9 protein-coding genes are annotated in these 14,222 nt (G+C 59.4%); 1 reads left to right on the plus strand and 8 read right to left on the minus strand.

The annotated features are described in order from the left end of the window. Positions 1-13 precede the first annotated feature (13 nt). Positions 14-574, plus strand: a complete 561-nt coding sequence (gene fabA / locus AACW18_RS11690; protein ID WP_042653781.1) for a 3-hydroxyacyl-[acyl-carrier-protein] dehydratase FabA — start codon at positions 14-16, stop codon at positions 572-574. Between the two features lie 160 nt (positions 575-734). Here the strand turns inward: fabA and rmf are convergent, their stop codons facing one another. The 8 genes from rmf to AACW18_RS11730 form a co-directional block, all read right to left on the minus strand. After that, positions 735-914 (minus strand): ribosome modulation factor, encoded by a 180-nt coding sequence (rmf, locus tag AACW18_RS11695; RefSeq protein WP_005315693.1) that lies wholly within the window; start codon positions 912-914, stop codon positions 735-737. A gap of 158 nt (positions 915-1,072) precedes the next feature. Continuing rightward, positions 1,073-2,713 carry a DUF3466 family protein gene (locus AACW18_RS11700; protein ID WP_218388739.1) on the minus strand — a complete coding sequence of 547 codons (1,641 nt, stop codon included), beginning with the start codon at positions 2,711-2,713 and terminating at the stop codon, positions 1,073-1,075. Positions 2,714-2,721: 8 nt separating this feature from the next. Further along, positions 2,722-4,632, minus strand: a complete 1,911-nt coding sequence (gene uup / locus AACW18_RS11705) for an ATP-binding cassette ATPase Uup (RefSeq protein WP_218388740.1) — start codon at positions 4,630-4,632, stop codon at positions 2,722-2,724. Positions 4,633-4,717: 85 nt separating this feature from the next. Next, the gene (locus AACW18_RS11710; protein ID WP_042653784.1) at positions 4,718-4,942 is read right to left on the minus strand and encodes a glutaredoxin family protein; all 225 of its coding nucleotides are present in this window, start codon (positions 4,940-4,942) and stop codon (positions 4,718-4,720) included. Continuing rightward, positions 4,942-7,122 (minus strand): bifunctional 23S rRNA (guanine(2069)-N(7))-methyltransferase RlmK/23S rRNA (guanine(2445)-N(2))-methyltransferase RlmL, encoded by a 2,181-nt coding sequence (rlmKL, locus tag AACW18_RS11715; RefSeq protein ID WP_218388741.1) that lies wholly within the window; start codon positions 7,120-7,122, stop codon positions 4,942-4,944. Before rlmKL ends, AACW18_RS11710 begins: the two co-directional genes overlap by 1 nt. 326 nt (positions 7,123-7,448) lie before the next feature. Next, positions 7,449-7,985 carry a cell division protein ZapC gene (locus tag AACW18_RS11720; RefSeq protein ID WP_218329268.1) on the minus strand — a complete coding sequence of 179 codons (537 nt, stop codon included), beginning with the start codon at positions 7,983-7,985 and terminating at the stop codon, positions 7,449-7,451. Between the two features lie 85 nt (positions 7,986-8,070). Next, positions 8,071-9,081: a quinone-dependent dihydroorotate dehydrogenase gene (gene pyrD / locus AACW18_RS11725; protein ID WP_218388742.1), complete on the minus strand. Its 1,011-nt coding sequence runs from the start codon at positions 9,079-9,081 to the stop codon at positions 8,071-8,073. Positions 9,082-9,145: 64 nt separating this feature from the next. Then, a complete protein-coding gene (locus tag AACW18_RS11730) occupies positions 9,146-13,987 on the minus strand; it encodes an NAD-glutamate dehydrogenase (RefSeq protein WP_218388743.1) in 4,842 nt (1,613 codons plus the stop codon). Positions 13,988-14,222: the final 235 nt, after the last annotated feature.

The following is a 14,222-nucleotide window of genomic DNA, read 5'->3' on the forward strand; positions in this document are numbered from 1 at the left end:
AAGGATAAACAGCGTGACCCTAGATAACGACACCATTCAGCCCCGCCTTTCCCTGTGTGAACAAGGCAAAGAATCCTTTACCCGTGACGAGCTGCTTGCTTGCAGCCGCGGCGAATTATTCGGTGAAGGTAACAGCCAACTGCCCGCCCCCAACATGTTGATGATGGATCGTATCGTCAGGATCACCGACAACGGTGGCGAACATGGCAAGGGCGAGATCATCGCCGAACTCGATATCACCCCGGACCTCTGGTTCTTCGACTGTCATTTCCCGGGTGACCCCGTCATGCCAGGCTGTCTGGGTCTGGATGCCATGTGGCAGCTGGTTGGCTTCTTCCTGGGCTGGAAGGGTGGTCCGGGCAAAGGCCGCGCCCTCGGCGTGGGTGAAGTGAAGTTTACCGGTCAGATCCTGCCGACCGCCAAGAAGGTCACCTACAAGATCACCTTCAAGCGGGTCATCAATCGCAAGCTGGTCATGGGCATCGCCGATGGCGTGGTCGAAGTGGATGGCCGCCCCATCTACAGCGCGACCGACCTGAAAGTGGGCCTGTTCAAGGACACCACCGCATTCTGATATGTGACCTGCGCGCATAAGGTCAAGGGGCTGAACATGGCCCCTTTTCCTTTTTCAGGATGGGTGACCAGAGTGATCTTGCTCGAGAGGGAGCTTCTCGGGGAAACGTAAAGGGGCCAGCACGGCCCCTTTCCTTTTTTGATGAGTGATGAAGTCTCGGTTACTTCATGAAGAGGCCTGAGCCTCGCCCCTCCATGGCGTCGCGCCAACCACCAAGCCAGTGCCCTCTGGCATCCAGGCATTGGTACGGACACGCTTCTTTCTGTTTGCCGACTACGCCAGCCTGATAACCACGAGCGCGAGCTCTTTCCAGACGGTCCCGTTTCTGTCTCTTCATCATCTACGACCCTCTTCGTGGAACAAAAAAGCGACCAAGTTTTCACCGGTCGCTTTCATCTTTACCCCACGGGGGGAACAGGGTCAAACAAAAAATGTCATGCTATTCCGGCATTGTGACACAAGGTGCTGAACTGCATTAATTTTTCATTACCCCACTTTTTATCGCGGGTGGCGGCGCAGCCAGGCAAAAGGCAAGGCCAGCAGCGTCAACCAGAACAGGCTGCCACCACCACCGTCTTCGCCATCCTGACCGGTCTGGTTATTGACCGGCGCATTGCTGACCACATAGTTGGCTGGATCGTTACCCTGGTAATCCTTCACCGCCGGAGTGAGTTTCACACTCACTACGGTGGCATTGGTGCGCAGGTTAAGATCGCTCTCGCTGTTGTAGCGATAGGCGGTTGCCACCACGGTGCCATCGGTGCTGATGCCGCTGGCGTAGGCAATATGGTAATACTTGCCATTCTGGGCACACAGCTTGGTGCCGGCATCATCCAGACCGCAGATCAGGTCGTTGAGGTACCAGTTGTTGCCAGTGCCCGCATTGAGCAGGAAGCCTTCCTGCATGCGGTTGGTGCCGTTGGCCACAGGCTGGGTCTGGTGGCGGGAGTCGCGCCAACCGACCACCATGTCGTGATCGTTGATGGCCGCGCCCTCGGAGCCGGAGCCGCTCAGCGGTTTGTCCTGCAGGGGGATGGACGCGGTTTCCTTCGTATTCAGATTGAATACGAACATCTCGGTCGGCCGGTTCTGACCCTTGTTGATACTGTAACGCTGGTTACCGATCACATAACCATTCTCGTTGACAGACACCGCCCAGCTATTCTGCAACACACTATCATCCTTGCCCGGCTCACCGTCGGGCAGCGGAATGACCTGAGTCGTGCCTACGCTACCGGCATTGAGATCCAGCGTCCAGTAGCTGGCCAGATTACGGCCATCCAGATCACCCGATCCCACTTCACCGGTGGAGCTATAGCCCACCCCATACAGGGTGCCCTTGAATTCGGCGGCACCCAGTGCAGAGGCAGTCTGCAGCACCTCGTCGCGCTGACGGCCATAGTCGCGGGCCTGCATCAGCTTGTTGAAGCCACCCGAGCCATTGAGTAGCCAGAAACTGGCCTGGGTATCGAGGCCCGGGCAGTAACGGAAATCGCCGTACTCATCGTCATTGCCAGCGAAGCACCAGTTGTAGAAGTCACCGCCTACGTTATGGCGATATTTGCCACTGGCGGCGGTCCCGGTCACCAGGTACTGACCGTTGTCCAGCTTCTTGATGCTGGTCGGGACGCTTATCGCGTGGGTGCTGGCGGCATCCTTAAGCTCAACCGGAGTACCGTCATCGACGATGGCAAAGGCGGTGCGCAGCTTGCCGTTCATCTTGTAACCAACCCGATTTATCGGTGTATCACCCAGAGCAGTCACCAGGCCGTCGGTCTCAGTGCTGACGACATAACCGACTTCGCTGCGCTGATCGATGCCATCAAGGAAATCGCGGCGCCACTGGTAGGCAAAGCCCGGATTGTCGTCCCAGAAAGAGTCGCAGACGGAGCTTGAGAGGAAGCAGCCCTGCTCAAACCGGAAACGATCGACCAGGAAGTCGGCAGACCGCACGGTCGAGAAGTACTCGGCCATGTTGTTTCTGGTGTTGATCCCGATGAGTCCGCTACCATCGGCACTGATCCCGCTGGCATATCCCTTGACTTCGTCATCGACAATGGTGAAAAAGGGGCTCTGTGCCGCCTGTGCATTGAGGCTGGCGCCGACCAGGATGGCCAGCATGGATAATTGCTTTTTCATCTACTTCCTTAGTCTTGATGTTTCAACGCTTCCAACTCCTCCCAACGGGAGAAGGCGTGTTCCAATGCAGCCTCTGCTGCATTCAATGCATCCAGTTTAAGCTGGGTTTGCTCGGCAGGCAGGGAGAAGAAACTGGGGTCGTTTACCTCCGCCTGCAGGGCATCAAGTTCGGTCTCCAACTGTTCCAGCCTGGCCGGCAGATTATCCAGCTCCAACTGCAACTTGTAAGAGAGCTTACGTGTTTTTTTCGCCGGCTCCACCGCCAATGCGACAGGCTCTGCCACTTTCGGCGCCGCGGTCTTGACCGCCAGCTGTGCCTCTTGCAGGGCACGGGTTGCCATCATGTCGGCATAACCACCCACATAATCGCTGATCCGGCCATCCCCTTCAAACAGCCAGCAACCGGTGACAGTGTTGTCGATGAAGCGACGATCGTGGCTGACCAGCAGCAGAGTACCGGGGTAATCCGCCAGCAACTCTTCCAGCAATTCCAGCGTTTCGACATCCAGATCGTTGGTTGGTTCATCCAAAATCAACAAGTTACTGGGTTTGAGGAACAACTTGGCCAACAGTAAACGGTTTTTCTCACCCCCTGACAAGGCCTTGACCGGGGTCCTTGCCCGTTTGGGTTCGAACAGGAAGTCCTGCAGGTAGCCGAGGATGTGGCGGGAACGGCCGCGCACCATCACTTCCTGCTTGCCCTCCCCCACGTTTTCCATCACCGTCTGCTCGGGATCGAGCTGATCGCGATACTGGTCAAAATAGGCCACTTCCAGCTTGGTACCGCCCTTGACCACACCACGGCTGGGCTCGAGTTGGCCGAGCAGCAGCTTGATCAGCGTCGACTTGCCGCAACCGTTGGGGCCCACCAGCGCAATCTTGTCGCCGCGCAGCACCTGCAGATCCAGTCCCTGGAACAGGGTACGATCGCCAAAATCCAGCCCCAGCCCTTCGGTCTCAAACACCAGCTTGCCGGAGCGATTCACATCGTCCATCTGCAGCTTGGCCTTGCCCTGCAGCTCACGGCGCTGACCACGCTCCATCCGCATCGCCTCGAGGGCGCGCACCCGGCCTTCGTTACGGGTGCGGCGTGCCTTGATGCCCTGGCGGACCCATACCTCTTCCTGGGCCAGCTTGCGATCGAACTCGGCATTTTTCAGCTCCTCGACCCGCAGCCACTCCTCTTTACCCAGCAGGTACTGATCGTAGTTGCCGGGCCAGGAGGTGATCTCGCCGCGATCCAAGTCGATGATCCGGGTCGCCAGCTTGTGGATGAACTCCCGATCGTGAGAGATGAAGACGATGGCACCACGGAAATCTTTCAGGAACTCTTCCAGCCAGTTGATGGCTTCAATGTCCAGGTGGTTGGTCGGCTCATCGAGCAGCAGCAGATCCGGATCGCAGGCCAGGGCGCGGGCCAGCGCCACTTTGCGCAGCCAGCCACCGGACAAGCTGTCGAGGGTCGCATCGGGATCGAGGTTGAGCAGGGTCAGCACCTGGCTGATGCGGGTCTCTAACTGCCAGCCATTCTGGTAATCGAGCTGCTCTTGCAGCTCGCTCATCTTGCGGATGTTGGCGTCGGAGGGATCGTGGCCCAGCTCAATGGCGATATGGTGATACTGCTTGAGCAGTTCACCCACCCCGGCCAGCCCTTCGGCGGTGTAGTCAAACACCGTCAGATCGCTCGACGCGGGCGGATCCTGCTCGAGGCGGGTCACTTTCAAGTCTTGCTGCTGCACCATGCGGCCGTCATCGAGCGGCAGTTCGCCGGCGATGACCTTCATCAGGGTGGACTTACCCGCCCCGTTGCGTCCCACCAGACAGAGACGCTCGCCACGCTCGATCGCCAGTTCGGCATGGTCGAGCAGCGGGAAATCACTGAACGACAGACAGGCGCCGTGCAATGTTAATAAAGCCATGTCATTTCCTTAATTCTTCATGAAAAAGCGGGCCAGACCCGGTCTGCCCCACTCTCAATGTCATACGCACACAATAGTGTTTCGCCTACACCGCCAGCCAGAGCCTGAGCTCGGCCAAGGTGAAGGGCCAGCCCAGCTCGCGGCCGGCCTCGTCACGCAGCACCGGGATGCGCACCCGGTAAGCGGCCAACCAGTCGGCATCCTCCATGATGTCGCACTGGCGGGTCCGCGCGGCCAATCCCGCTTCCTCCACCAGCGCCCAGGCCTGTTCGCACAGGTGACAGCCGTCGGTGTGAAACAGGGTCAGCATCAGCCGGCATCCGCCGCTTGGTCGGCGTGGGTGATGATCCAGCAGTTATGGATATGCACGTTACGCTCGAAGTCTTTCGGCCGGGTCTTCTGGGTGATGTTCTGCGCCTTGAGGCCAGCGGCCTCGAGGCCAGCCAAGTCCATCTTGAAGTGACGCTTGTTATTGGAGAACACCAGGGTGCCGTCGGCCGCCAGCAGACGTTTCAAATGCTGCAACAGCAACAGGTGATCGCGCTGCACGTCGAAGCTCTCGTCCATCCGCTTGGAGTTGGAGAAGGTGGGCGGATCGATGAAGATGAGGTCGTACTGATCATCGGCCTCGGAGAGCCACTTCAGACAGTCGGCCTGCACGAACTTGTGCTGGCGACCCACCTGGGAGTTCAGACGCATGTTGTCCTGCGCCCAATCCAGATAGGTATAAGACATGTCCACCGTGGTGGTCTCGCTGGCCCCGCCCAGCGCCGCGTGCACTGTGGCACTGCCGGTGTAGGCGAACAGATTCAGGAAACGCTTCCCCTTGGCCATCTGACCCAGCATGCGACGAGTCTGACGATGATCCAGGAACAGACCGGTATCCAGGTAGTCGTAGAGGTTGACCCAGAGGCGGGCACCGTACTCCTGCACTTCCATCCGGTGTTGCTCGGTGGCAAGCTTCTGATACTGCTGCTTGCCTTCCTGGCGCTCGCGCACCTTGAGGATCACCTTCTCGCCGTCCATGCCGGTCACCTTGATGGCGGCCTGCACCATGTCGAGCAGACGCTGACGGGTCTTCTGGGCGGGGATGTCCTTGGGCGCCGCATACTCCTGCACCACCAGGTAATCCTGATAGCGGTCGATGGCGGCGTTGTATTCCGGCAGATCCGCATCGTAGATGCGATAGCAGTCGATGCCCTCTTTACTCGCCCACTTCTCCAGGGTCTTGAGGTTCTTGCGCAGACGGTTCGCGAAGTCCTGGGCCACCTCTTTCTGGGAAGCCACGGAGTCCAGCGCTATCTGGTAGTTGCGCAGCTGACACTCGAGCGCGCCGTTGAACAGGCGATACTGCTTGTCGGCCCTCAGGCGCAGGCAGCTCAGCAGCTCCGGCGAGGCAGACAGAATGGAGACGCGCCAGCCCTGGAAGCTGCGACGCAGGGCATCGCCCAGCGCCTGGTGCACTTCCAGCAGGGCCGGGAATTCGCCCAGGCGCTCGCCATAGGGCGGGTTGGAGATCAACATCCCCACCTGACGAGCCTCATCCTCACCGGCCGGCATGGGCAGCGGGTTCTCCAGCGCGCTCACATCGGCCTGCTTGAAGGTGATGAGGTGAGCGACACCGGCGGCCTTGGCGTTGTCACGGGCCTTCATCAGCACCCGGGGATCGGCGTCACAACCAAACAGCTTGACCTCGCAGCGCTGCATGCCGCGCTTGGCACGCACCTGGGCTTCCATCATCAGGCTCTGCCACAGCTCGGCATCGTGTTGCAGCCAGCGATCGAAACCGAAGCGCTCGCGGCGCAGGGCCGGTGCCATGTCGGCGGCGATGAAGGCCGCTTCGATCAGCAGGGTGCCGGAGCCACACATGGGGTCCATCATGGGCTCACCGGCCCAACCGCTGCGGGCTATCATGGCGCAGGCCAGGTTCTCCTTGAGCGGCGCCTCACCGGTGCCCTGGCGATAGAAACGCTGGTGCAGGGCCGGGCCGGACAGGTCCAGGGTGATGTTGGCCTTGCCCTTGCCAAGGTGTGCCATGATGCGAATGTCCGGCGACTTCTTGTCGATGTCCGGGCGCACATGACCGCGCTTGGTGAAGCGATCGACGATGGCATCCTTGATCTTCAAGGCGCCATACTGGGTGTTGCGAATGGCGGGGTTGGTACCGGTAAAGTCCACCGCAATGGTAGAGGTGCCGGGGAAGTGCTCTTCCCAGGGGATGGTGTGGGCGCCCAGATAGAGATCCAGATCGTCGTTCATCTGGAACTCGGACAGCACCAGCACGATGCGGGAGGCGAAGCGGCTCCACAGACAGGCCTTGTAGCCCATCGCCAGCTCGCCTTTGAAATGCACGCCGGCCACGGTCTCACGGACCTGCTCTGCGCCCAGGGTGGTCAGCTCGTCGGCCAACAGGTTTTCCAGCCCCTTGGGGCAGGTTGCAAAGAATTCTTTCATCACGCTCACGGGGATGCCATAAAAATAGTGCCGCATTATACCTTATCGGCCTGCACTCGGCATCCGAACCTTGGGTATCCCGCGAATATAAAGGGCCGTCCGCCATGGCCAAGCGCCAGGACGACCTGTTGTCTCGCCTATACCGGGTCTATTTGAGGGGGGCCGTCAGCATCCTGCGGTTGCAGGCCAGCTACCGCTGACTCAGTCCCTGTCGCAATGAGGCATTTTAAAAAAAAGGGAAATAGAGACAGCGACGATCTCGCTCGATGAGCCGCCAGGCGGAGATGGATATCATTGAAAATAACCGGAGCCGATCATTGGAAGGAGAGGTTAAAAAGTAAACGATTAATGGCGGCGCGCTATTAGCTGACCTGTCGATACTGCGCCACCGTTGTCGTTCTGATCTGCATGCGATTATTCATCACCTTGATCACCCCGAACCGTGGCAGGATCTTGCTGGTCGCCAACACTAATTCCTCGGTCAGGTTCAGACAGACGCTCGCCTGTTCGCCTGCCTCGATGATCATGAATTCTCCCCTGCCATGGGAGGTATCCATACGCACCAGAGAACCAACATCGAGCGTGCAATGAGTCTGCTGTTCATTAAAGAACCAGCTCTGCGGCATCAAGGGTTTATAAAAACGACTGACGGCGATGGCATTCAGTACCAGCTGAACCTGATGGGGTGTACTCCAATCGAGTTCGGCAGCCTTGTCCATCAGCTGATAATAGAGGGCGGCGTCGTCCACACAGAATGGCTGGGTGGTGAAGGAGCTGGGGACGAGTTGTCGTCCCTTATATTCGGTGGCAAATATCATGCGATCGGACAAATCCAGCATCAGACGATCATCCTGAGCATCGTAATGCCACTGCCAATTGTCATTGGGTTGGATACACATGGAGTTGCCCTTACTTAAGCCGTTACTCGACTTTATTCCATGTCGAGAATTTGAGCAACTTTAAATAAGGGCAACCGTCTATTTTTTAAATATGGGTGACGATCTCTTTCACCAGACTCGGGCCCTTATAAATAAAGCCGCTGTAAATTTGGACCAGACTGGCACCCGCGGCTAATTTCTCCCGGGCGGACATGGCACTGTCGATGCCCCCTACCCCGATAATAGGCAGCGCGCCATCGAGGGCCTTGGCCAGCTGGCGGATCACTTCCGTGCTCTTGTGTTGCAGGGGGCGCCCGCTCAGGCCACCCGCCTCGCCGGCGTGGGGCAGGTCATAGATCATGTCACGATCCAGAGTGGTATTAGTGGCGATGACCCCATCGATCCCGTTTTTGATCAAGGAGGCGGCCACCTGATTAATTTCATCCAGGCTCAAGTCAGGGGCAATTTTAACGGCGAGTGGCACGTATTTCTTATATTGTGCCGCCAGCTCCTGCTGTCGAACCTTCAACGCCGCCAGCAACTCATCCAGTGCCTCGCCGTATTGCAATTGGCGCAGACCCGGGGTGTTCGGTGAGGAAATATTGACGGCGATATAACCGGCGTGATCATAAACCTTGTCCATGCAGATCAGGTAATCATCCTTGCCCTGCTCGATGGGGGTATCCTTGTTCTTGCCGATATTAATGCCGATCACTCCCTGATATTTGGCCTCCTTGACCCGGGCCACCAGATGATCGACACCCTTGTTGTTAAATCCCATCCGGTTGATGATCCCCTCCGCCGGAATAACCCGGAACAGACGCGGCTTGTCATTCCCGCTCTGGGGCTTGGGAGTCACTGTCCCCACTTCGATAAAGCCAAACCCCATGGCGCCAAATGCATCGATACACTCCCCGTCTTTATCCAGCCCAGCGGCCAGTCCCACCGGATTGGCAAAATTAAGCCCCATGACGGTGACGGGGCGAGTGGGCAATGCATGGCGGAAGAAACAATCGAGTGGCGTACCGAGAAGGCGGGGCAAATATTTGATGGAGAGATCGTGTGCCTGTTCAGGATTGAGCTTGAACAGGAAATGCCTTGCGAGGGGGTACAGCATGTTTGCTCCTTAAAAAAGCCCCGGCAACTGGCCGGGGCTTTTGGTGTGATGATGCCAATAAACGTTATATCGATGTTCGGCAATTCAACTGGAGCAGGTTCAACTCTCGCAAGGCCACCGAGAACTTGGCGAACTCGTGAGTACTGGTGGTCTTGAAGTCGGCCAACATGTGGGTCCAACGGGACAAGAGTTGCTCATGCTCCGAAATCCAGTCGGCCAGTATGGTAGCGCATTCGCCCTGCTCTTTGCACCCTTCCAGTACCACGGAAGTGAGGCTGCGTTGCTGCCAGTCCAGATCTTCGCGGAAGGAGGCCCGCGCCATCGCCTGCCAGTGGTTGCCCACGGGTTGATGGTTGATCTGCTCGAGGAACCAGTGCAGGTCGAGCTTGGCACCGAGGCGGTAGTAGACGTTGGCGGCACGCAGTATGTCGGTCTTGTGCTCCGCGGCGATCTGCGCCAGATCCAGGCTGGAGAACAGGCTGCTCATGTGCGCCACCTGACGGGCAATCTGCTCGGGGACCTGCTTGGCCACCAGGGCGGCCACCGCCTGCTGGTGCTCGGCCACTTCGCTCTCGTCCATCACCTCGTAGAGGTGCTGGGCCAAAGTCTCGAAGGCCGGGCGGAAGAAGGCGATGTTTTCGCTGATGCTCCAGCTGCGATTGCGGGCGCGCAGGAACCAGCGGGTGGCACGGCGCACGATGCGGCGGCTGTAGAACATCAGCTCGAGCTGGGTATTGGCATCCACCAGGTTGTCGCAACCCTCGATGTCACGCCAGAGCGCATTGAGGCCAAACACCTCGCGGGCCATGGCGAAGCAGCAGGCCACCTCGGCCACCGAGGCACCGGTCTCGTCCTTCATCCGGCTGGCGAAGTTGAGCCCCATGTCGTTGACCAGCATATTGGCGACGCGAGTCGCGATGATCTCGCCGCGCAGCGGGTGCTGGGCAAGCTGGGCACCGAACTGCTGCTGCAGCTGGGCCGGGAAGCTGGTCACCAGCATGTTGGCGAGGAAGGGCTCGTCGATCACTTCCGGGCAGTTGAGCTGCTCTTTGAGCACCATCTTGCCATAGGCCACCAGCACGGCGAGCTCGGGACGGGTCAGCCCCTGCCCTGCCGCCATCCGCTCGGACAGCTCCTCATCGGAGGGCAGGAATTCCAGCGCCCTGTCCAGCTTGCCTTCGCGCTCCAGTCCCTGGATGAAGCGTTGCTGCTCCTTGAGCTGCTCTGCGCCACGGAAGGCAGTGACCGAGATGGACTGGGACTGACGGTAGGCGTTGGTGATGACGATCTTCGCCACCGCATCCGTCATCTCGTACAGCATCTGGTTGCGTTGCTTGAGGGTCATGTCGCCTGCGGCCACCAGCTGGTTGAGCAGGATCTTGATGTTGACCTCGTTGTCGGAGCAATCCACCCCGCCCACGTTGTCGGTGAAGTCGGTGTTGATGTGACCGCCCTGGCTGGCGTACTCCACCCGACCGAGCTGGGTGAAGCCGAGGTTGCCGCCCTCGCCGACGATGCGGGCACGCAGATCACGGCCGTTGACCCGCAGCACGTCGTTGCTGCGATCGCCGACCTCGGCATCGCTCTCGCGGGAGCTCTTCACATAGGTGCCGATGCCGCCGTTCCAGAGCAGGTCGACGTTCAGGCAGAGCAGCGCCTTGATCAGCTCGTTCGGCGCCATGCTGGTCTTGTCGGTGCCGAGCAGGGCCTGAGTCTGCGGGCTCAGTTTGATGGACTTGGCCGAGCGCAGGAAGATGCCGCCGCCCTCGGAGAGCAGTTCGCGATTGTAGTCATCCCAGCTTGAACCCGGCAGATCGAACAGGCGCTGACGCTCGACGAAGCTCTTGGCGGCGTTGGGGGTCGGGTCGATGAAGATGTGCATGTGGTTGAAGGCGCCCACCAGCTGGGTGTGCTCGGAGAGCAGCATGCCGTTGCCGAACACGTCCCCCGCCATGTCGCCTATCCCCACACAGGTGAAGTCGCTGGTCTGGCAGTTGAGGCCGAGCTCGCGGAAGTGGCGCTTGACCGACTCCCAGGCGCCGCGTGCTGTGATGGCCATCTTCTTGTGGTCATAACCGACCGAGCCGCCGGAGGCGAAGGCATCGCCGAGCCAGTGACCATATTCGTGGCTCAGCTCGTTGGCGATGTCGGAGAAGGTCGCGGTGCCCTTGTCGGCCGCCACCACCAGGTAGTAGTCATCCTCGTCGTGGCGAACCACGTCTTTGGGCGGGATCACCTCCCCCTGGATGATGTTGTCGGTCACATCGAGCAGGCCGCGGATGAACAGGCGATAGCAGGCCTTGCCCTCTTCCTGAAGGACGGCGCGGGGGGCGCCGACCGGCATCTGCTTGCAGTAGAAGCAGCCCTTGGCACCGACCGGCACTATGACGGTGTTCTTGACCTGCTGCGCCTTGACCAGACCCAGCACCTCGGTGCGGAAGTCTTCCTTGCGATCGGACCAGCGCAGGCCGCCACGGGCGACCTTGCCCCAGCGCAGATGCACCCCTTCCACTCGCGGCGAGTAGACGAAGATCTCGAATTTTGGCAGCGGCAGCGGCATGTCGGTGATGCTGGACGGCGCCAGCTTGAAGGAGATGTAGGGCTTGATCTCGCCCTGCGCGTCCCGCTGATAGAAGTTGGTGCGCAGGGTGGCGTCGATCATCTCCATGTAGCGGCGGATGATGCGATCGTCATCCAGGTTCGCGACCTGATCCAGCTTGGCGGCGAGCTGCTCGTGCAGTTTCTCCTGCGCCTTGGCATCTTGCTTGATGGTCGGGCAGAGGCGTTGCTCGAACAGGGTGAACAACAGCTGGGCAATCTCGGGATAACGGGTCAGCGTCTCCTCGATGTAGGACTGGCTGAAGGAGACACCGGTCTGGCGCATGTACTTGGCATAGGCCCGCAGCACCGAGACCTGACGGCCGGTGAGGCTGGCACCCAGCACCAGACGGTTGAAGCCATCATCTTCCAGGGTCTTGTTCCAGACGCCGGCGAAGGCCTGCTGGAAGCGCTGCTGGCTCTGGGCCAGATCGAACGGCTGATCGCCGCGCAGCAGCATGGAGAAGTCGAGGATCCAGAACACCTCGCCGGTCGGGGTGCGCACCTGGTACGGGGTCTCCCCTATGATCCGCAGCCCCATGTTTTCCAGCATGGGCAGGACGTCAGAGAGGTGGATAGGTTCGGTGCGGTGGAATAGCTTGAGGCGCACCCGGCGATCGTTCTCTTCTTCCTGAGCGCGGTAGAACAGCATGCCGAGCGGATTGCTCTCGCTCAGGCTGTCCAGCGCTATGATGTCGGCCACGGCGGAGCCTGGCAGCACATCTTCCTTGTAGGCACGGGGGAAGGCGGTGCTGAAGCGGCGACGCAGGCCGTTGCCGAGGGCCTCGCCATAATGGGAGAGCAGCACGGAATCCAGGCGGTCATCCCAGCTGCGGGCGGCTTCAATCAGGTTGTTCTGTACTTCGTTCACATCCACATCCACGTTGTTATTGTTGACCCGCACTATGTAGTGGGTCCGGGCCAGCACGCCTTCGGAGAAGTAGACGTTGAACTCCACCTCGTCGCTGCTGCCAAAATATTTCTGCAATATCTGCTGGGTCTTGACCCGCAGCGCCGTGTTGTAGCGCTCCTTGGTGACATAGACCATGCAGGAGAAGAAGCGGCCGTACACATCGCGGCGCACGAACAGGCGCAACATGTCGCGCTCCTGCATCTCCAGCACGCCGAGGCCGGTGGCCAGCAGCTCCTCTTCACGAGCCTGGATCAGCTCGTCGCGCGGGTAGGTTTCCAAGACGTTCAGCAGCGCCTTGTAGGCGTGGGAGCCCTTCTCGTGACCGGAGGCGGCCATGATGCGCTCGAGACGATGGCTGATGAGCGGTATCTGGGTGGCACTGGTGTTGTAGATGGACGAGGCGTAGAGACCGATGAAGCGATCCTCCCCTACCACCTTGCCGTGCTCATCGAAGCGCTTGATGCCGATGTAGTCCACATAGGCCGGGCGGTGCACGCGGGCCTTGCTGTTGGACTTGGTCAGGATCAGCAGATCCGAGCTCAGGGCCGCGTGACGGGCGCTGGCGGGCATGCTGCCCAGCCGCTGGCCCTCGTCCTTGACGGAGTTCTTCATCAGGCCGAGGCTGGAATCCGACAGCGGCAGGATCTCGTGATCCCCTTCCACCGCCTTCACGTCATAACGGCGATAACCCATCAGGGTGAAATTATTGGCCGCCACCCACTTGAGGAAGGCGACACTGGAATCGACCTCAGCCTGGCTGACCGGGTTCTTGCGCTTGGGCAGTTCGTCGATGATCTCGTTCAGGCGGGCCAGCATCGGCTGCCAGTCACCCACCGCCAGCGCCACTTCGCCGGCCACGGATTTCAGTTCGGCGGCCAGGGCCTCCATCTGCTCGTCAGAGGTCAGATGGTCGATCTCGATGAGGAAGGCGGTCTCCACCGAGGTCTGCTCGGCGGTGTTGTCGAGCTCAAGAATGGCGCTGATCTTGCCCTCGCTGCTACGAATGAGGTGCAGCGGCTGGTGCAGCATCATGTGAGCGGTGATGTTGAGACGCTTGAGGGCCATGCGGATGGAATCCACCAGGAAAGGAGTGTCCTGCAAGATGATCTCGACGATGGTGTGGGGAGACTGCCATCCGTGGCGGGTCAGCTCGGGGTTGTAGACCCGGATATAGGGATCCGTGCTGGTGCGCTGGTTGAGCGCATTCCACAGGCTCAGCGCCGCCCCGTAGAGATCGCTGTCATTGCGATCGTGCAGATCGGTGCTGGCCATGTTGCCGTAGAACTTGGCGACGAAGCACTCGACCAGGGAGGCACTCTTCTTGGGCAACTTCTGATGGATCAGGCTGAGAACGTTTTCGAGCAGAACTGAGGTAGGGGCGTCTTTCAATGCCATTGCTAGTTTCCTTATCGGACGACATCACCGACACATGGGTAACCACGCTGGATACCCACCGGTACAGAGTTGCTGCGAAGTGTAATGTCTTGGATCAAGGAAGGCGAGCAATGGTGATAATGGGATGTTAAAAACAAGGGGCAGATCACGGCTTGGGTTGTGATAAATTTTGCCAAGTCGGCAAAAAATAGAAAATCACACTGGCTTATGGCAAATCTACCGGATAGATAGTGAC

Source organism: Aeromonas sp. sia0103 (genome assembly GCF_963895295.1).
GTDB lineage: Bacteria > Pseudomonadota > Gammaproteobacteria > Enterobacterales > Aeromonadaceae > Aeromonas > Aeromonas encheleia.

Excerpts from the sequence above, each read along its gene's own strand:
- rmf (WP_005315693.1), bottom strand. The coding sequence starts at position 914 with ATGATGAAGAGACAGAAACGGGACCGTCTGGAAAGAGCTCGCGCTCGT.
- AACW18_RS11700 (WP_218388739.1), bottom strand. The coding sequence starts at position 2,713 with ATGAAAAAGCAATTATCCATGCTGGCCATCCTGGTCGGCGCCAGCCTC.
- uup (WP_218388740.1), bottom strand. The coding sequence starts at position 4,632 with ATGGCTTTATTAACATTGCACGGCGCCTGTCTGTCGTTCAGTGATTTC.
- AACW18_RS11710 (WP_042653784.1), bottom strand. The coding sequence starts at position 4,942 with ATGCTGACCCTGTTTCACACCGACGGCTGTCACCTGTGCGAACAGGCC.
- rlmKL (WP_218388741.1), bottom strand. The coding sequence starts at position 7,122 with ATGCGGCACTATTTTTATGGCATCCCCGTGAGCGTGATGAAAGAATTC.
- AACW18_RS11720 (WP_218329268.1), bottom strand. The coding sequence starts at position 7,985 with ATGTGTATCCAACCCAATGACAATTGGCAGTGGCATTACGATGCTCAG.
- pyrD (WP_218388742.1), bottom strand. The coding sequence starts at position 9,081 with ATGCTGTACCCCCTCGCAAGGCATTTCCTGTTCAAGCTCAATCCTGAA.
- AACW18_RS11730 (WP_218388743.1), bottom strand. The coding sequence starts at position 13,987 with ATGGCATTGAAAGACGCCCCTACCTCAGTTCTGCTCGAAAACGTTCTC.